This window comes from Microcystis protocystis FBCC-A270 (assembly GCF_050500235.1).
Classification (GTDB): Bacteria; Cyanobacteriota; Cyanobacteriia; order Cyanobacteriales; family Microcystaceae; genus Microcystis; species Microcystis ichthyoblabe_A.
Window position 1 is genome coordinate 4,615,703 of sequence record NZ_CP191407.1, and the last position, 17,812, is coordinate 4,633,514.

Annotated in this window: 16 protein-coding genes; 12 read left to right on the forward strand and 4 right to left on the reverse strand. The window is 43.8% G+C overall.

Annotation, left to right across the window (positions count from 1 at the left end; translation table 11 throughout):
• Positions 1-7: 7 nt before the first annotated feature.
• Complete coding sequence (gene rpmH / locus ACQY1X_RS22605; RefSeq protein WP_002739276.1) at positions 8-145, reverse strand: 50S ribosomal protein L34; 138 nt, start codon at positions 143-145, stop codon at positions 8-10.
• Between the two features lie 91 nt (positions 146-236).
• On the opposite strand from rpmH, the gene ACQY1X_RS22610 reads away from it, so the two are divergent.
• Entirely contained in the window at positions 237-2,201 is a 1,965-nt protein-coding gene (locus tag ACQY1X_RS22610; RefSeq protein WP_430015163.1) for an amylo-alpha-1,6-glucosidase, read from the forward strand.
• 90 nt (positions 2,202-2,291) lie between these two features.
• Positions 2,292-2,933 carry an HAD-IA family hydrolase gene (locus tag ACQY1X_RS22615; RefSeq protein ID WP_430015164.1) on the forward strand — a complete coding sequence of 214 codons (642 nt, stop codon included), beginning with the start codon at positions 2,292-2,294 and terminating at the stop codon, positions 2,931-2,933.
• 94 nt (positions 2,934-3,027) lie between these two features.
• Here the strand turns inward: ACQY1X_RS22615 and grpE are convergent, their stop codons facing one another.
• Complete coding sequence (gene grpE / locus ACQY1X_RS22620; RefSeq protein ID WP_002742600.1) at positions 3,028-3,750, reverse strand: nucleotide exchange factor GrpE; 723 nt, start codon at positions 3,748-3,750, stop codon at positions 3,028-3,030.
• Between the two features lie 240 nt (positions 3,751-3,990).
• Between grpE and ACQY1X_RS22625 the strand changes: the two genes are divergently transcribed.
• From ACQY1X_RS22625 to ACQY1X_RS22635, 3 genes are all read left to right on the forward strand, one after another.
• Positions 3,991-6,006 (forward strand): GspE/PulE family protein, encoded by a 2,016-nt coding sequence (locus ACQY1X_RS22625; RefSeq protein ID WP_430013595.1) that lies wholly within the window; start codon positions 3,991-3,993, stop codon positions 6,004-6,006.
• A 159-nt stretch (positions 6,007-6,165) separates the two neighbouring features.
• Positions 6,166-7,272: a type IV pilus twitching motility protein PilT gene (locus ACQY1X_RS22630; RefSeq protein ID WP_123231223.1), complete on the forward strand. Its 1,107-nt coding sequence runs from the start codon at positions 6,166-6,168 to the stop codon at positions 7,270-7,272.
• Between the two features lie 141 nt (positions 7,273-7,413).
• Positions 7,414-8,628, forward strand: coding sequence for a type II secretion system F family protein (locus tag ACQY1X_RS22635; RefSeq protein ID WP_430015165.1), 1,215 nt, complete (start codon positions 7,414-7,416; stop codon positions 8,626-8,628).
• Positions 8,629-8,848: 220 nt separating this feature from the next.
• Here the strand turns inward: ACQY1X_RS22635 and ACQY1X_RS22640 are convergent, their stop codons facing one another.
• Positions 8,849-11,419 (reverse strand): TIGR03960 family B12-binding radical SAM protein, encoded by a 2,571-nt coding sequence (locus ACQY1X_RS22640; RefSeq protein WP_430015166.1) that lies wholly within the window; start codon positions 11,417-11,419, stop codon positions 8,849-8,851.
• 251 nt (positions 11,420-11,670) lie between these two features.
• On the opposite strand from ACQY1X_RS22640, the gene ACQY1X_RS22645 reads away from it, so the two are divergent.
• The 7 genes from ACQY1X_RS22645 to ACQY1X_RS22675 all read left to right on the forward strand — a co-directional run bounded on the left by ACQY1X_RS22645 (position 11,671) and on the right by ACQY1X_RS22675 (position 16,779).
• Positions 11,671-12,453 carry an ABC transporter ATP-binding protein gene (locus ACQY1X_RS22645; protein WP_002752097.1) on the forward strand — a complete coding sequence of 261 codons (783 nt, stop codon included), beginning with the start codon at positions 11,671-11,673 and terminating at the stop codon, positions 12,451-12,453.
• 46 nt (positions 12,454-12,499) lie between these two features.
• Complete coding sequence (locus ACQY1X_RS22650; RefSeq protein WP_430015167.1) at positions 12,500-13,831, forward strand: MlaD family protein; 1,332 nt, start codon at positions 12,500-12,502, stop codon at positions 13,829-13,831.
• Between the two features lie 100 nt (positions 13,832-13,931).
• Positions 13,932-15,035, forward strand: a complete 1,104-nt coding sequence (gene wecB / locus ACQY1X_RS22655) for a non-hydrolyzing UDP-N-acetylglucosamine 2-epimerase (protein ID WP_430015168.1) — start codon at positions 13,932-13,934, stop codon at positions 15,033-15,035.
• A gap of 3 nt (positions 15,036-15,038) precedes the next feature.
• Positions 15,039-15,524: a crossover junction endodeoxyribonuclease RuvC gene (locus ACQY1X_RS22660; RefSeq protein ID WP_002739294.1), complete on the forward strand. Its 486-nt coding sequence runs from the start codon at positions 15,039-15,041 to the stop codon at positions 15,522-15,524.
• A gap of 269 nt (positions 15,525-15,793) precedes the next feature.
• Positions 15,794-16,045, forward strand: coding sequence for a hypothetical protein (locus ACQY1X_RS22665; protein ID WP_004161953.1), 252 nt, complete (start codon positions 15,794-15,796; stop codon positions 16,043-16,045).
• Between the two features lie 69 nt (positions 16,046-16,114).
• Positions 16,115-16,459: a type II toxin-antitoxin system RelE/ParE family toxin gene (locus ACQY1X_RS22670; RefSeq protein ID WP_232306098.1), complete on the forward strand. Its 345-nt coding sequence runs from the start codon at positions 16,115-16,117 to the stop codon at positions 16,457-16,459.
• Complete coding sequence (locus ACQY1X_RS22675) at positions 16,456-16,779, forward strand: helix-turn-helix domain-containing protein (protein ID WP_002752110.1); 324 nt, start codon at positions 16,456-16,458, stop codon at positions 16,777-16,779. Before ACQY1X_RS22670 ends, ACQY1X_RS22675 begins: the two co-directional genes overlap by 4 nt.
• On the opposite strand, the gene secF is transcribed toward ACQY1X_RS22675, so the two are convergent.
• Entirely contained in the window at positions 16,776-17,708 is a 933-nt protein-coding gene (secF, locus tag ACQY1X_RS22680) for a protein translocase subunit SecF (protein ID WP_430013598.1), read from the reverse strand. The two genes, ACQY1X_RS22675 and secF, sit on opposite strands and share 4 nt — an antisense overlap.
• Positions 17,709-17,812 lie beyond the last annotated feature (104 nt).

A 17,812-nucleotide genomic window follows, 5' to 3' on the forward strand; every position in this document is an offset into this window, starting at 1 on the left:
GAATAACCTAAACACTTAAACGATAGCGTCCTCTTTTCCGACGAGCTTTAATCACTTTACGTCCGTTGACGCTACGCATTCTCGCTCTAAATCCGGAAGTGCGCTTCTGTTTGCGCGTGGTTCCTTCTAAAGTACGTTTACTCACTGCTGATTTTTCTCCTTAAGATAGAGTTAGTCTATAGATATTAAAGACACAATTTTTGATTATAACAAAATTCCTAGGAATTTGGAAGCCTATGGTCAAGCTCCGTTTTGGTCGGGATATCTGTAATTGTCTCCCGGTGGCTGAAAAGCGCGAATGGTTAGTCACTAATGGTATTGGGGGTTTTGCCTCGGGAACTGTGGCCGGATTGCTAACGCGCTGTTATCATGGCCTGTTGATCGCTGCTTTGGCTCCACCGACGAAAAGAACACTTCTAGTGACTAAAATCGATGAATCGGTACAATATAACCAGAAACTCTATCATCTGGCCAGCAATCGCTGGTTAGGTGCTACGATCGAACCGCAAGGCTATATTAATATCGAAAGTTTTCATCTGGAAGGGACAATTCCCGTCTGGACTTTTATCTGTGGGGATGCCTTACTAGAAAAGCGTATCTGGATGGAACAGGGAGAAAATACCACCTATACCCGCTATACCTACCTTCGCGGCAATTCTCCTTTAACCCTGAATCTGACTGCTTTTGTCAATTATCGTGATTTTCACGGCAATACCCAGGGTTTTAACTGGCAAATGGCTATTAGTCCCCTAGAAAAAGGAGTAAGAGTGATTGCCTATGACAATGCTGTACCTTTTTATCTATTAATCAGTCAGGGACAGGTTTTTCCCGCTCATATCTGGTATTATCGCTTTGATTTGGCCGTGGAACGTTATCGTGGTTTAATCGATCGGGAAAATCATCTCCATGCCGCCAGTTTTTCGGCTACTCTTAAAGTGGGAGAATCGGTGACAATTGCCGCTAGTACCCGTCCCGATCCGAATTTAGACGGTCAATCTTCTCTAGAGTCTCGCTATCGCTACGAAAATAGTCTGATTAATCCCCAGCAGCCGCCATGGATTCAACAACTTACCCTCGCTGCCGACCAGTTTATCGTTAGTCGTCCTCTCCGGGATCAACCGGACGGCAAAACGATAATCGCGGGTTATCCTTGGTTTGGTGATTGGGGTCGCGATACGATGATCTCCCTAAGAGGATTAACTTTGACTACAGGCAGATATGCGATCGCCCGTCAGATTTTACTAACTTTTTCCCGTTATCTAGACCGGGGTTTATTGCCCAATTTACTGCCCGATGGCGGAGAAATGCCCGAATATAACGCTGTCGATGCTATTCTTTGGTATTTTGAAGCCATTCGTTCCTATTTTAACCAAAGCCAAGATTTTGAGTTTCTCAAAACTATTTATCCCGCTTTAACGGAAGTGATCGCTTGGTTTCGTCGCGGTACTCGCTACAATATTCACCTAGATGACGATGGTTTGATCTATGCCGGCGAAACGGGAGTACAGTTAACTTGGATGGATGCCAAAGTTGATGATCTGGTGATTACTCCCCGCATCGGCAAACCCGTAGAAATTAATGCCCTTTGGTTCAATGCCCTAAAAATTATGGTTCAATTTGCCCATTATTTGGGCATGGATGCCACTGATTACGAAAAAATGAGAGAAATGACCTTAAAAGGGTTTTCTCGCTTCTGGGACGATTCTCTAGGGTACTGTTACGATGTTTTAGATACGGACAAGGGTAATGATGCCAGTTTACGACCGAATCAACTTTTTGCCCTGTCTTTGTCGGTGGAGGAGTTATTAAATTCCCCACAGAAAAAGGCCATTCTCGATATTTGTGCTTTAAAACTTTTGACTTCTCGCGGTTTGCGATCGCTAGATGCCGATCATCCTGATTACCTTGGCGTTTACAGTGGGGATCGCTTAAAAAGAGATAGTGCCTACCATCAGGGGACAGTCTGGGGATGGTTATTAGGGGCATTTATCGAAGCCCATCTAAAAGTCTATCGCGATCCCATCCTAGCCCAGAGTTTTTTAACACCGATGATTGACCATCTTCGGGATAGCTGTATCGGTAATTTAAGTGAAATTTTCGATGGTAATGCTCCTTTTACTCCTAGGGGTGCTTTTGCCCAAGCATGGACGGTGGCAGAGGTATTAAGGGTTTGGCAAGGGATCCAAGAATTTCGGCCATAATCCTTTAAAATAAGCAATGGTTAGGTGTGTTAAACCCCCCAAAAGACCGACCCTAAAAACCTCAGTTAGACCGTTAAAGACAAAACTCTTATGCAGAAACCGCAAGTTATTTTTCTCGATGCTGTGGGAACCCTTTTTGGGGTAAAAGGCAGTGTCGGAGGAATTTATAGTCAAATAGCGGCGGATTTTGGGGTAGAGGTGGCGGCCGAGAGTCTAGAACAGTCTTTCTTGGCTATTTTCCCCACTTCTCCCCCCCTAGCTTTTCCTAAGGTTGAACCGGCACAAATTCCTGAGTTAGAGTATCGCTGGTGGCGATCGCTGACTGGGGCAGTTTTTAATAATTTAGGTTATCTGGAAAGATTTCCCGATTTTGAGGCTTTTTTTGGCGAACTTTATCATCATTTTGCCACGGCCGAGCCTTGGGTGCTGTACGAGGATGTCATTCCCGCTTTAAGACTCTGGCAGAGTCAGGGGATCGAGTTGGGCATTATTTCTAATTTTGATAGTCGTATCTACCAAGTTTTGGCCGAATTAGGCTTAGAATATTTTTTTCGATCGATCACGATTTCTTCCCAGACAGGAGCAGCTAAACCCGATCGGGAAATTTTTCAAATTGCCCTGCAAAAACATGATTGTCCCCCCGCACAAGCTTGGCATATTGGCGATAGTAAAAAAGAAGATTACCAAGGAGCAAAAGCCTTGGGTATAGAAGCGTTTTTAATTAAAAGATAAAAGCGAGAAAAAGTCTTTCAGTGGGAAGAGGGGATAGGGAGGAAACACATATCCCCAAAACCAAAATATCTGAACACTTTTTGATGTGGAGGTGTTAGAGGGATTCCTGGGATGGAATGGAAGTAGATTCGGACTGATCAGCGTTAGGATCTGTCTCTTTGGGGGCGGCCACTTTTACCAAAGCATGACGCAAAACATCTTCTCCGAGAGTGTATCCTCGCACTAGCTGCTCGACTACCGTGCCTTCGGGATGTTCATCGGTGTACTCCCGCATCATCGCTTCGTGGTAGCTAGGATCAAAGGGTTGACCTTCCGGACGCATGGGGGAAACGCCCAAACGCTTGAGACTGTCCACTAAGGTTTTATAGACCCCTTGGTAACTCTTGTGAATACCCATCTCGCCATCGTTAGCTGGTTTAATTTGAGTACGAGCGCGCTCAAAATTATCCACCACACCAAGAATTTCCATCAGGGTTTTGCCCTTGATTTTTGTTTCCAGTTCCTCTTTTTCCTTGGCCGTGCGTTTGCGAAAATTGTCGAACTCGGCTGCTAGAGTGATATAGCGTTTCTTATAGGCATCAACCTGTTGGGTTTGTTCCTCTAACTGCTGTTTGAGAGTATCAATTTCCTCTTGTAGAGTATCGATAGTCATTCCACCTAGAAAGGAAAATTCCTCGCTAGAGGCGGCCTTGTCCGTCACCGTTTTGGCTTCATCGGTGACACTGGCTTCTGATTCGTTTGTAGGAGATTCAGGGGAATTAGAAGAGGATTCTTGGTTTTCGTCGAAAATTGCCGAGGTATTTGGTTCTGCACTCATGGTATAGGATTTTAGTGGGGAATTTGGCAATATATGACCATTTAATGCTGATTTTGGTCTTTAAGTACCAGCTAATAATCAAGGTTTAACCCTTAATGTAACATTTTGTGGACAAGATCCGTAACTAGATATAAGCGGCCCCGATAGATAATCAGTGATCTAGAAAAATTTTTGCTAGAATGCAGTTTTCTCGGTAAAATTGGGAAGATTAAAGGGTAGTGAAGAGGTTAGGAATCGTCTATGACATTTTCTTCCAAGAAAACCCGTGCTGTCGCCCTACGCAATTACTTTTCCCCTTTTGGTAACAAGTTAGTGCAGTCGGGCTATATCGGTGCCGAGCAAATGCAACAGGCCCTGGTAGAAACGCGGAAATCGGGACGATCGCTAGTAGAAATATTGCAAAAACTAACCGGGCGGCCTTTGCCCCCGGATTTACAGCGACAGTATAAGAAAAACCAGTTATTTGAACTAAAAATTCTCTACGGAGTCGAATCGCTCGACCCAGAATTGAGCGATGTGGATGGACTGGAAATAGCCAGGCTGATCGATTCTTTGATTCCGATCGATCTTTGTCGTCGCTATCGTCTCATCCCCCTGCGTCGAATCGAAGGAGAGCCAGCCGCGATTTTGATAGCCATGGTCGATCCCGACAACCTCGCGGCTACTGACGATATAAATCGTATCCTCCGCCCCAGGGAGTTAGGTTTACAGCGTTTGGTGATTGCCGGGGAAGATTATGAAAGATTACTGGAAAAATTCCACTCGGCTCAATCGGAACTAGAACGGGAGAAAGCCCGACTGCAAAAAGAAAAAGAACTGGAAAAACTCTCGGATCTGACCGATATTGTCGGCAGTCTTGATTTGACCTCTGGTGTTGCTAACGATGAAGTGGCCGATGATCTCGGAGAAGGGGATGCTAATCAAGCCCCCGTCATCAACCTTGTCAATAAAATTATAGCTAAAGCTCTACAGGAAGGATCCTCCGATATTCACATCGAACCCCAAGAAGAATTCCTGAAAATTCGCTTTCGCAAAGATGGAGTTCTTCATCAAGCTTTTGAGCCACTGCCGAAAAAAATCGCCCCGGCGGTCACAGCCCGGTTTAAAATCATGGCCGATCTCGATATTTCCGAACGTCGTCTTCCCCAGGATGGTAAAATTCGGCGGATGTATCAAGGACGAAAAGTAGATTTTCGGGTTAATACCCTGCCCAGTCGCTACGGGGAAAAAGTCTGTTTAAGGATTCTCGATAACTCGGCTACCCAGTTGGGTTTAGATAAACTAATCACCGATCGAAATACTCTGCAAATCGTCCGAGACATGGCTAGTCGTCCCTTTGGTCTGTTGCTGGTGACAGGCCCCACCGGTTCAGGGAAATCCACAACTTTATACTCGGTGTTAGCGGAAAGAAATCACCCCGGAATTAATATTAATACCGCCGAAGACCCGATCGAATATTCTCTGCCAGGCATCACCCAGGTGCAGATAATTCGCGAAAAAGGCATGGATTTCGCCTCAATTCTGCGGGCATTCCTGCGACAAGACCCGGATGTGATTCTGGTGGGAGAAACTAGGGATAGGGAAACGGCTAAAACGGTGATCGAGGCCGCCTTAACCGGTCACTTGGTCTTAACTACCCTACACACCAACGATGCCGCAGGTGCGATCGTTCGTCTTGATAAGATGGGGATTGAACCGTTCATGATTTCTGGTTCTCTGTTGGGAATCTTGGCCCAGCGTCTCGTGCGGCGCGTCTGTACCCAGTGTCGGGTCGCCTATCACCCTAGTCAAGAGGAATTAGCCCGTTTTGGTCTTTCCGCTGCCAATGAACAGGAAGTGACTTTTTATAAGGCTAATACCCTAACTATGGAGGAAATTCAACAAGCGCGAAAACAGGGCAATCTCTGCCTTAAGTGTGCTGGCAGCGGTTACAAAGATCGCATCGGTGTCTATGAGGTAATGCAGAATAGTGAACGAATACAGCAGTTAATTAACCAAGGGGCGACAACCGATCGCATTAAGGAGGCGGCCGTTGATGAGGGCATGGTGACACTCCTAGCCTATAGTTTAAATCTGGTGCGCGAGGGTTACACCACCCTCGAAGAAGTAGAACGGGTGACACTGACCGATTCTGGTCTAGAAGCGGAATTAAAAGCCAAACGGAAAAGCGGTTTAATCTGTCGTGGTTGTCGCGCCGAACTACAACCAGAATGGCTCGATTGTCCCTATTGTATGACACCGCGATTTAGTTATTAAGACAGTTTTTCAGTTATCAGTTATCAGTTATCAGTTATGAGATTTGAGTTTTAAGTAAGGAGTATTAAGTGAGTAGTCTTAAATAGCACTTTCCCAATGTCTTTTCAATAGTTACTGGTTATTGTTAACTGATTTTACCTTATAGATGGAGTTTAACTTATGGAATTAATGATCGAAGATTTAATGGAACAATTGGTCGAGATGGGCGGTTCCGATATGCACATTCAGTCTGGGGCGCCGGTCTATTTTCGCATTAGTGGCAAACTGTCCCCGATTAATGAAGAATCTTTAACCCCGCAAGATTGTCAGAAATTGATTTTTAGTATGCTCAATAATACCCAAAGAAAAGAGTTAGAGCAGAATTGGGAATTAGACTGTTCCTACGGGGTGAAAGGATTAGCAAGATTTAGGATCAATGTTTATAAAGAAAGGGGAGCCTATGCAGCTTGTTTACGCGCTTTGTCCTCTAAAATGCCTAACTTTGAACAATTAAATTTACCAGAAGTGATCCGAGAATTATCGGAAAGACCGAGGGGATTAATTCTCGTAACTGGCCAAACAGGTTCAGGTAAAACTACCACTTTAGCGGCAATTTTAGACTTAATTAATCGGACTAGGTCTGAACATATTTTAACTGTAGAAGACCCAATTGAATACGTTTTTCCTAATATAAAAAGCCTGTTTCACCAACGACAAAAAGGAGAAGATACCAAGAGTTTTGCTAACGCACTAAGAGCAGCTTTACGAGAAGACCCTGATATTATCCTTGTGGGAGAAATGCGGGATTTAGAAACAATTAGTTTGGCAATTACGGCGGCGGAAACCGGTCACTTAGTCTTCGGAACCCTACACACTAGCTCGGCAGCGGGAACAGTGGATCGGATTATTGACGTTTTCCCCGCTAACCAACAGGCACAAATTCGCGCCATGTTATCCAATTCTTTACTAGCAGTTTTTAGTCAAAACCTAGTCAAGAAAAAAAATCCCAAACCGGGGGAATTTGGCCGGGCAATGGTACAGGAAATCATGGTGGTAACTCCAGCGATCGCTAACCTAATTCGCGAAGGAAAAGCCCCCCAAGTTTACTCGGCAATTCAAACGGGAATGAAGCTAGGAATGCAAACTATGGAACAGGGATTAGCTAATTTAGTTGTTAGCGGTGTTATATCCTTTGAAGAGGCAATTTCTAAAAGTAGTAAACCCGATGAATTACAACGTCTGGTCGCTGGGTCCGTTGCTAACGCCAAAACTAAAGCCCGTTTCTAATGATAAATACTGTTTAAAAGGCATAGGAGATTGGGGAGTACCGAAGCAGGGACAATAAATAAAAATAATCTCCTGACTCCTGATGGCTAACAGCTAACAGCTAAAAAACTGATAACTGATAACTGATAACTAATTTGTCCTATGCCTACTTTTGTCGCACAAGTTAAAAGCAGCTCTGGAAAAGTTTTCCAAGAGAAAGTTGAAGCTATGTCTCCCGATCATGCTCGAATGATACTGAAGGCAAAATATGCCGCCGTCGGTAAAGTCAAAAAAGCGGGAGGAGAGATCGATCTTTCTAGTTTAGAGTTGATATTTGCCAAGATTTCCATCAAAGATAAAGCGGTTTTTTCCCGTCAATTTTCGGTAATGATTAATGCTGGTGTGCCGATTATGAGATGTTTGGGAGTTTTGGGGGATCAATCCAGTAATCCCAAGATGAGAAAAGCACTACAAGCGATTAGCACCGACGTACAGCAAGGGAGTCCGTTATCGCAAGCGATGGCCAAACATACCGAATGTTTTGATGAACTTTATGTCAGTATGATCGAAGCTGGAGAGACGGGGGGGGTACTCGATGAAGTGCTGCTCCGTCTCTCGAAACTTTTGGAAGATATGGCCCGCTTGAAAAACCAGATTAAATCAGCGATGACCTATCCGGTAGCGGTGGGAATTTTGGCGATAATTGTGTTTTTCGGGATGACGATCTTTTTAATTCCCGTGTTTGCGAAAATTTTCACCGATTTGAAGGTGCCACTACCAGCTTTAACGCAATTTATGCTCTTTTTAAGTGGTGTGATGCGTAGTTGGTTGATTTTAATTCCGATTGTCACCATTGCTGCCACGGTTTTTTTGCTGCGTCGCTATTACAAAACCCCGATAGGTCGTCTGCAAATTGACTGGTTTTTCCTTAAAATGCCCCTTTTTGGCGATTTGAATAAAAAATCGGCTGTGGCTAGATTTTGCCGGGTTTTTGGGACTCTGACGCGTTCTGGTGTCCCGATTTTGAATTCCCTTGATATAGTTTGTAATACGGTGGGTAATCAGGTAATTGCTAATACGATCGCTAGTGCTAAGAAGGAAATTCAGCAGGGGGGAATGATGAGTTTGTCCCTACAAAAAGCCAATGTTTTCCCACCTTTGGCCATTCAAATGATTAGTATTGGTGAAGAAACAGGAGAATTAGATGCCATGATGATGAAAGTGGCGGATTTCTACGAAGATGAGGTGGAACAGGCCGTTAAAGCTTTAACCAGTATCATTGAACCCTTGATGATGGTTGCTATTGGGGTGATGGTGGGAACTATTCTTGTGTCTATGTACCTACCCATGTTTAAAGTCTTCGACGCCTTGCAATAAGTTTATCAGTGATCAGTTATCAGTGACTATTGCCGGTAGCCTGAAATCAACCAGATTTTAATTTTCATCTCCTTTTATTTGATTAGGTGAATCTGTCTCTTAGGAAACTTTTGGTTGTTCAAAATTACCGGCCAGCTTTGGTTGATGATTCCTTGGAATTAGTCGATCAAGATTAGCTGACTTTCTGGGGTTAGAGCATAAAGGGAACAATTTACGATGGTTAAGCTCCTAAAATCAAGCGCTGACGATGAAAATTAAGCAGCGAAATCTCTTGGCCAGAAACCCTTTCTAACATCTCGACGATATGATCGGGCTGTAGTAAAGTGCCATCATTGCGACAACTGCCCACATAGCACAAAACGGCTTCCTTGTCAACAGTTTTTAACTCTAATTCATATAATTGTTCTCGCAGATTAATCGTGACTTTTTTGCCGGATTTGGTGGTTTTTTCCCGTTCCATCACCGTTGCTTGTTTAATTGCCTCGATCCAATTTTGCCACTGTTGGCAGTCAATTCCCTCGCTATTAAAAGTGAGCAAATACTCGGCTTTTTCCAACAAACGGGTGGCAGCAGGAGCATTTAAGGGAATTTCTTCCACCTGATAAACCGGCAAATCTGCGGGTAATTGTGCGGTTAACTGCTGTTTAAACGTCTCTAAATCCATCACTTTTGTCAATTCAAAATCGACAATCTCACCGCTACTGGTTGCTCCCAAGGATAAAGCATTGGCGATCGAAATGCGCGGACCGGGGTGAAATCCACCAGTAAAGGAAATGGGAATAGCAGCCCGACGGACGACGCGATCAAATAAACGCACCAGATCCAAGTGGCTAACTAGAGCCATTTCGCCAATTTTGCCAAACCAAACCCGAATTCTTTGGGTGCGTTCTTGATTGGGTTGAAAATGTCCGGCAAAAGCGGGAATCGGGGGCGCTTCAATGACGATATTATGACCAAAATCGACGCTACAAACGCCACAATGGGAACAACCCTCAAAAGAACAATCGGGAACCGTTGCCGCGTCTAGAGCGCGTTTTAAGTCCTCCTCTAGCCATTTTTTATCGATACCGGTATCCAGATGATCCCAGGGCAAAGGACGCTCTAAAATATCTTTGTCTGTATCGGCAAAAATATTCCATTCTCCCTGTTCTACCTGACGATATTTCCAGGTTAAACCGGATTCTTCGATCGCCTGTGACCATGCTTGATAGGCTTTTTCCGTATTATCCCACCAAGCATCCATCCCGGCTCCCAATTGCCAAGCGCGCAGCACCACTTTCCCTAAACTTCTGTCACCGCGACCGATAAAATCTTCCATGGCCGAGATGCGGACATCGGTATAATTGACTTTTACCCCTCTCATGCCTTGGAATTCCTGTCTTAATAACTCCTGTTTGCGGATAAATTCGGCCGTCGAGACGGAATGCCACTGGAAGGGGGTATGGGGTTTAGGCGTAAAATTCGAGATAGTTAGGGTAAAATCGAGGGGTTTCCGCTTCGGTAAACGACATTCCCGACGCAACCAACGCACCGTTTCCGCGATACCAATCACATCCACATCGGTTTCCCCCGGCAAACCGATCATAAAATAGAGTTTAACCTTATCCCAACCCTGTTCGACGGCAGTTTTTATCCCTCTGAGTAATTCTTCGTTGGTTAACCCTTTGTTAATCACATCGCGCATTCGTTGGGTTCCCGCTTCCGGTGCAAAGGTTAAACCCGATTGACGATTGCCCCCAATGATGTTAGCAATATTTTCGTCAAAGCGATCGACTCTTTGACTGGGTAAGGATAGAGATATATTCTCATTCTGGAGACGGTTTTTAATCTCCATACCCACGGCAGGTAAAGCTAGATAATCGGAGCAACTGAGAGATAATAAGGAAAATTCGTTATATCCCGTCGCTCGCATTCCTTTTTCAATCGATTCGATTACTGCTTCCGGTTGCACATCCCGCGCGGGACGGGTTAACATCCCCGGTTGACAGAAACGACATCCCCTCGTGCAACCGCGACGAATTTCCACCACTAGGCGATCATGGACTGTTTCGACGAAGGGAACTAAACCGATAGAATAGGCTGGGATAGGAGTGGCTACCCGGCGTAAAATTCTTTGCGGTACATCGTCACGATTGGGGATAACTGCACCGATTGGGGTGACATCGTAGAAACGCGGCACATATACCCCCGGAATTTGGGCTAAATCTAGCAATAGTTCTTCTTTGCTTAGATTAGCTAGTTTACCTTCTTCTAAAATTAAACCGATTTCTGGCAATAATTCTTCGCCATCACCAAGGGCGATAAAATCAAAAAAGTCGGCGTAGGGTTCGGGGTTAGAGGTGGCAGTTTGTCCCCCGGCAAAAATTAGCGGATAGTTACCCGCATCTCTTGCTCTCCAAGTCAAGGGAATTGCCGCTAGGTCGAGCATTTCTAAAATATTGGTGGCTCCTAGCTCGTAACTGAGGCTAAAACCCAGAATATCAAAATCTGTGAGGCAACGACGGGATTCTAGGGCAAATAAGGGGGTTTTTGTCTGTTTGAGTTTTTGGGCTAAATCCGGTGCGGGTAAATAAGTGCGATCGCAGAGTTGGCGGGGTTGTGCATTGAGGATATTGTAGAGGATAATATGGCCGAGGTTAGATGCCCCCACTTCGTACACTTCCGGATAGGTTAACACCCAACGAACCACCGCACTTGCCCATTCTTTATGTTTAGCACCTAACTCGTTGCCCAAATAACGCGCTGGTCGAAAAATGTCGGGGGTAAGCAGTTGGTCTAAAGCAATAGTCACGGCAATCTACCTCAGATATCGTCAGCAATGGGTGCTTTTCTACTATAGCAGCCAGAATCGAGTCAGTATTCAGGAGACAGGAGATAGGAGACAGGAGATAGGAGATAGGAGATAGGAGACAGGAGATAGGAGGCAGCTTTATTCTCCCCACACCCCACACCCCACACCCCACACCCCACTTCCCCCCACACCCCACACCCCACTTCCCCATCTCCCTAAAATTCCAGAGGTTATAAGATAATTAAGCGACGATGAAAGAACCGTTAATTGAATTGAGAGGAGTATCGAAAAGATTCGGGGATAATGTTATTCTCGATGGTTTAGATTTAACCATTTATCGAGGGGAGGCCCTGGTAATTATCGGGCCGTCGGGGACGGGAAAATCAACGGTTTTACGGTTAATTGCGGGATTAACGGGGATAAATGCGGGAGAAATTCGTATTAAAGGCCAATTGCGTCAGGGATTGCTAGAAGATGGTCGAGAAGCGATGCGAACTTCCTTAGTTTTTCAACAAACAGCCCTGTTTGATTCTCTCACCGTCGGGGAAAATGTCGGTTTTTATCTCTACGAACAAACTAACTTAAAAAAAGCCAGAATTAGGGAATTAGTGGAAAAAAGCTTGGAAATGGTCGGTTTACAGGGAATTAGTGACCTTTATCCTTCGGAACTATCGGGGGGAATGCGTAAACGGGTGGCTTTTGCCCGCGCTATTATCACTAATCCCGATAATCCGGCTGATAATCCTGAATTACTGCTGTATGATGAACCTACCGCCGGATTAGACCCAATAGCTTCTACAATTATCGAGGATCTAGTGCGGACTCTCCATGAAAAATCAGGGTCTGCGAACACTTATGTGATGGTTTCTCACCAACAAAGTACCATCCGACGCACCGCCGATCGAGTAGTATTTCTCTATCAGGGAAAAGTGCAATGGCAGGGAGTGGTGGCAGATATCGATCGTACCGATCATCCCATGATTCGGCAATTTTTTAGCGCCAGCATTGAAGGCCCGATTAGGACAATCGTTTAAGCTAGATTAAGCTAAATTAAGAACTATCGAGAATGAGAGAAAAATCATGCAGAGTTCGCGAGCTTTACGGGAAGGAAGACTAGGTTTGTTTGCCCTAGGCGGATTATTGGTCTTTGGGGTGCTCGCTATCTGGGTTCGCGGGGGAGGATTTGGTCAAAGAACCTATCAATTAATCTTCGAGTTTGCCGACGTGGAAGGGTTACAAGTCGGGGCGCCGGTGCGTTTTCGCGGGGTGAGAGTGGGAAGAATTACGAGTTTTATCCCGGGGAGTAATCAAGTGGAAGTTATTGCCGAAATCGCTTCTGCTACTTTAGTTATGCCTAGGAAGGTAACTGTTACTACCAATCTTTCCGGATTAATTGGGGAGGCAGCCATCGATATCACTCCCTTAGTTTCTTTAAGTGCTGAGGCCAAAAATCTCGACCCTCTTAGTCCCGACTGTGATCAACAGTTAATTCTCTGTAATAATAGCCGTTTACAGGGGAAAACAGGAACACAATTAATGTCTAGTGTTGGTCGTTTAGTGGATACTTTTACCAGTCCTGAATTTGTGGGTAATCTCAATGATGTCACCAAAAATACCGCTATAGCAGCTCAAAAAATCGCCCGTTTATCCGATGATACCTCCCAGACTATCCGTAATGCCCAAAGAGAAATCTCTCGTCTATCTTTGGAATTAGCTACCACCAGTCGCTCGGTGACTAATACGGCTAATAATGCCTCCCGTTTTGTCAATACTTTAGATAATACCGTTCAGGAAAATCGCAGTCAAATCAGCAGAACTTTTCAACAATCTTCCCAATTAGTTGCTAATCTTAATGCTGTTCTCAGCGAAAATCGGGGACAAATTGTTAATACTCTCGATAATATTAATCAAGCTAGTTTAGGTATTGGCAGTCTCGCTAATAATCTCAATAATACCGCCATGAGGTTGAATGCTGGTTTAGATGAAATTGATACTAAACAAGTCATGCAAAATGTCGAGACTATTTTGAATAATGCAGTGGAAACATCGAATAATTTACGAGAAATTACTAAAACTATTAACGATCCTGCTACAATTGTCGTGCTGCAAAAAACGCTCGAATCCGCTAGGGTGACTTTTGAAAATACTCAAAAAATCACCTCCGATATCGATGAGTTAATCGGTGATCCCCAATTTCGCGAGAATTTAAGACGTTTAATTGATGGCTTAAGTAATTTGCTTTCTTCCGGGGAACAATTAGAATATAATTTGCGTATCGCTCAAACTTTAGATACCATGACTCAAGAGTTAGCTAAACAAAAAGTTTTGACCATCTCTCGACCTTTAAATCCTAAGCAAATGCAACTCTATCCCCAATTTATCGTTCAACAACCACCCACGAGTGAAAAATGACAAAACAGCACAATTCAAGCGATTTTCAGTGATCAGTAATCAGTGAACTGAAAACTCACATCTGATAACTGATAACTGATAACTGATAACTGATAATAATATGTTGAAATCAATTTGTATTACTCTTGGAACTCGTCCCGAAGCGATTAAATTAGCTCCCGTTATTCGTGCTTTTCAAGAATCGGAACAGTTTCAAACCCATGTAATTCTGACGGGACAGCATAAAGAAATGGTAGCGCAGGTGATGGAATTATTTGCTTTAAAAGCAGATGAAAATCTCGATATTATGCAAACCCGTCAAACTTTAACTGATATTACTTGCCGTAGTTTACGCGGTTTAGAAACGGTCTTTGAGCGCATAAAACCAGATTTAATTATTGTGCAAGGTGATACTACTACCGCTTTTGCTGCTGCTTTAGCGGCTTTTTATCAACAAATTCCTATCGCTCATGTGGAAGCAGGATTAAGAACTAATGATATCTATAACCCCTATCCCGAAGAAGCTAATCGCCGCCTAATTTCTCAACTGACGACCCTACATTTTGCTCCCACTACTTTAGCCGTAGAAAATTTGCAAAAATCTGGAGTGACAGGAAGTATTCACCACACTGGCAACACGGTTATTGATGCTTTATTAACCGTAGCTAAAACCGCCCCAGAATGTCAAATTGCGGGCTTAAATTGGTCAGATTATCGGGTTTTATTAGCCACGGTTCATCGCCGGGAAAATTGGGGCGAACCCTTACAGGATATTATCAAAGGATTGACTTTGTTGTTAGAAAAATATGCCGATACAGCCATATTATTACCCCTCCATCGCAATCCCACCGTCCGAGAACCAATAAAGTCTGTTTTGGGCAATCATCCTAGGGTATTTTTAACTGAACCTCTCGATTATGCCGAGTTAGTGGGGGCGATTCAACGCTGTTATTTATTATTAACTGATTCTGGAGGCATTCAAGAAGAAGCCCCTAGTTTAGGAAAACCGGTTTTAGTATTGCGAGAAACCACGGAAAGACCGGAAGCAGTACAAGCGGGAACAGCGAAATTAATTGGGACTAATCCCGAGCAAATTTTAGCCGCAGCGGGAGAATTATTAAGGGATAAAATCGCCTATGATCGTATGGCTAATGCCATTAATCCTTTTGGAGATGGACAAGCATCCCAAAGAATCCTCCAAATCGTCCAAGATTTTTTGGCTTAATTTATGACTACTTGGTTGGGTATCGACCCCGGATTAGCGATTGTCGGTTGGGCTATTCTCCGGGATAATAGTGAGTTAGTGCCGATCTTAGTCGATTACGGCACGATCGAAACTTCTAAAAATCTTTCTACTGCCCAGCGTTTGATCGAAATTGAACGGGATTTAAAGGAGTTAATCGCAGAATATAAACCGGGGGAAATTGCCGTGGAAATGCCCTTTTTTAACCGGCAAATCAAGGCAGCCGGTGGAGTCCTGCAAGCATTGGGAATTATCAATCTAGTTAGCTGTCGCGATGGAGGAATTGAACCGATTTTCCTCCATCAAGCTAGTTGGAAATGTCATCTAGGCCATGGTAGGGCCACTAAAGCGGAGGTGGCCGAACAAATTAAGTATTTATTCGGATTGACAAAAATGCCTATTAATGATGCTGTAGATGCTATAGCGATCGCATACGCCGCTTTTAGTGGTGTTCGCAATCAAATCTCTTGAAGCAATTTGACGAAATTGGCGCAAAAATTTAGCTGACAACTAAAAGCCATCTTTAAGCTTGCACTATCTTAGTTCGATGGGACGGTTGAAGATAATAAGGCCTTCAAATATCTTTGATTAGCGTTGGGTTTCCTTCCTCAACCCAACCTACCATATCAGCGATCGCACCAAAGGGTTTAAGTGTGGAATTGTGATAATTGTCATCGTCAATGCTAATAAAAATATGGTATAGTTCTTAAACGATTATAAGTTTAAAATAATGAAAATAAATGAAAATAAAAGTTTCCCAAAAAAAGGGATCATCAAACGAAGTTAACCCTCAGTTAAAGGATATTGCCTATTCGATGGACGCACTGATTCCAGGCTTTTATATTTGGTTGGGTTCTTTTTGTTGGCGATTGGGGGGTAGTGATGCAGAAGAAAGTTATCCAGGAACAATACATAGTTTTGCGGGTATCAGCTTAGTTTTACCTGGTTATCAAATTTTTACAACCTATAAAGGGAGTTATGACCCAGGGTAAGCATCAAATTGATGGTCTTTAGGTATAATGGGGCTTGACCGGTGGTATCAGTTATATCACCATAAGCGAATGCGTAATACCCGTCCTATATCTTGGATTAAAGCGGCACGGAAAGATTTTCAAAAGTTTCCCAAGGAAGCCCAAGAAATTGTACTTGACGCTTTAACTATTGCAGCAGAAGGGGCAAAATCATCCCTAACCAAGCCTTTTAAGGGGATAGGTTCTGGTGTGTTCGAGATTGCTCTACCTTTCAAGGGGGATGCCTATCGAACTATTTATGCTGTCCAGTTAGGTGAGGCTATCTGGGTGATTCATGCCTTTCAGAAAAAATCCCCAAAAGGGATCAAAACACCACAGCAAGAAGTCGAAGTTATCAAAGCACGGCTCAAGCGATTGAAGGAGGAACTCTCATGAGTGAAGAACAATTTGAACTGGTACAAGGTAGCGGGAATGTGTACCGCGATTTTGGCGATGTAGATGCGGACGTGCGACAAGCGAAAGCACTGCTTGCTGCTGAAATTATCAAGGTTCTGGAGAAGGAAGACTTATCAACCCGCGATGCTCAAGTGCGAACTGGAATTAATCACAGTGAATTTGTCCAGATTCGCCGTGCTAATTTGGGACGCTTTACTATTGACCGTTTGATCTCAATTTTGGGTCGTCTCAATCAACAGGTTGAAATTACTATTACGACCCATCCAAGAACCACTGATTCTTCACCAATGGCATCCTAACTGTAATTGAGTGTGGGTCGATGGGAACGACTGCGCCACCAAGCTAGTAGGGTACTAGCGATAAAAATACTCGAATAGGCCCCCGCTACAAAGCCAATAATTAAAGCTAGGGCAAAATATTTTAAAGTCGTGCCACCAAAGAGAAAAATCGCCACCAGAGGCAATAAAGTGGTCAGGGTGGTATTAATCGAACGAGTTAGGGTTTGACTCACCGCATTATCGACAATTTCATCCACGGATAATTCGGGGGTATTAGCAAAATTTTCCCGCACGCGATCATAAATTACCACTGTGTCATTAACAGAAAAGCCCACAATTGTCAAGAGGGAAACCAAAAATAAACTATCCACTTCTACCCCCGCAATTAAGCCTAAAACCGCAAAGACCCCTAAAGTGATCAAAACGTCGTGCAGCAGGGCGACAATGGCGAAAAAAGCGTAATCCCGTTGAAAACGGAAGCTTAGATAGACAGCAATGCCAAAAAATGACACTAATAAAGCTAAAAATCCCGACCTAAATAATTCTTGACCGATGGTGGGACCAACTGTATCGATTTGACTGGTTTCGGGGTCAAAGGTGCCAATTTTCTCATTTAAGGTGTCGAGTAATTTTGTTCTCTGTTCTTCTGCCAGGGTTTTCGTCCGCACCGATAAAGTATATTTATCCAACACCTGCACACTACTGTTACCCAATCCCTCCTCGTCTAAAATCCCTTGCACTTCGGCAGTAGTTAAGGGTTTCTCACAGTTATTCTTTTTGGCACAGGCTAATTCTATCTGAATTCTCGTGCCACCAACAAAATCTAAACTCGGTCGCAAAGGCGCTTGAATAGTGAACCAAGAAATCACCATGGCCAAAATACTACCAATCGTCAGCAAGGCCGAGACTGTCCACCAAAAATTACGCTGTTTTGTAACGTTAAATGCCATATAGATTAAGTAAAAAGGAAAAAAGGAGACAGGAGTAGGGATATTTTTCAGTTATCAGTAAGCAGTAATCAGTGGGGGAATAACTGGTAACTGATAACCGATTA

What these genes read in the sequence shown, in the direction of transcription:
- ACQY1X_RS22610 (WP_430015163.1), top strand. Translation starts at nt 237, where the DNA reads ATGGTCAAGCTCCGTTTTGGTCGGGATATCTGTAATTGTCTCCCGGTG.
- ACQY1X_RS22615 (WP_430015164.1), top strand. Translation starts at nt 2,292, where the DNA reads ATGCAGAAACCGCAAGTTATTTTTCTCGATGCTGTGGGAACCCTTTTT.
- grpE (WP_002742600.1), bottom strand. Translation starts at nt 3,750, where the DNA reads ATGAGTGCAGAACCAAATACCTCGGCAATTTTCGACGAAAACCAAGAA.
- ACQY1X_RS22625 (WP_430013595.1), top strand. Translation starts at nt 3,991, where the DNA reads ATGACATTTTCTTCCAAGAAAACCCGTGCTGTCGCCCTACGCAATTAC.
- ACQY1X_RS22630 (WP_123231223.1), top strand. Translation starts at nt 6,166, where the DNA reads ATGGAATTAATGATCGAAGATTTAATGGAACAATTGGTCGAGATGGGC.
- ACQY1X_RS22635 (WP_430015165.1), top strand. Translation starts at nt 7,414, where the DNA reads ATGCCTACTTTTGTCGCACAAGTTAAAAGCAGCTCTGGAAAAGTTTTC.
- ACQY1X_RS22645 (WP_002752097.1), top strand. Translation starts at nt 11,671, where the DNA reads ATGAAAGAACCGTTAATTGAATTGAGAGGAGTATCGAAAAGATTCGGG.
- ACQY1X_RS22650 (WP_430015167.1), top strand. Translation starts at nt 12,500, where the DNA reads ATGCAGAGTTCGCGAGCTTTACGGGAAGGAAGACTAGGTTTGTTTGCC.
- wecB (WP_430015168.1), top strand. Translation starts at nt 13,932, where the DNA reads ATGTTGAAATCAATTTGTATTACTCTTGGAACTCGTCCCGAAGCGATT.
- ACQY1X_RS22660 (WP_002739294.1), top strand. Translation starts at nt 15,039, where the DNA reads ATGACTACTTGGTTGGGTATCGACCCCGGATTAGCGATTGTCGGTTGG.
- ACQY1X_RS22665 (WP_004161953.1), top strand. Translation starts at nt 15,794, where the DNA reads ATGAAAATAAAAGTTTCCCAAAAAAAGGGATCATCAAACGAAGTTAAC.
- ACQY1X_RS22670 (WP_232306098.1), top strand. Translation starts at nt 16,115, where the DNA reads ATGCGTAATACCCGTCCTATATCTTGGATTAAAGCGGCACGGAAAGAT.
- ACQY1X_RS22675 (WP_002752110.1), top strand. Translation starts at nt 16,456, where the DNA reads ATGAGTGAAGAACAATTTGAACTGGTACAAGGTAGCGGGAATGTGTAC.
- secF (WP_430013598.1), bottom strand. Translation starts at nt 17,708, where the DNA reads ATGGCATTTAACGTTACAAAACAGCGTAATTTTTGGTGGACAGTCTCG.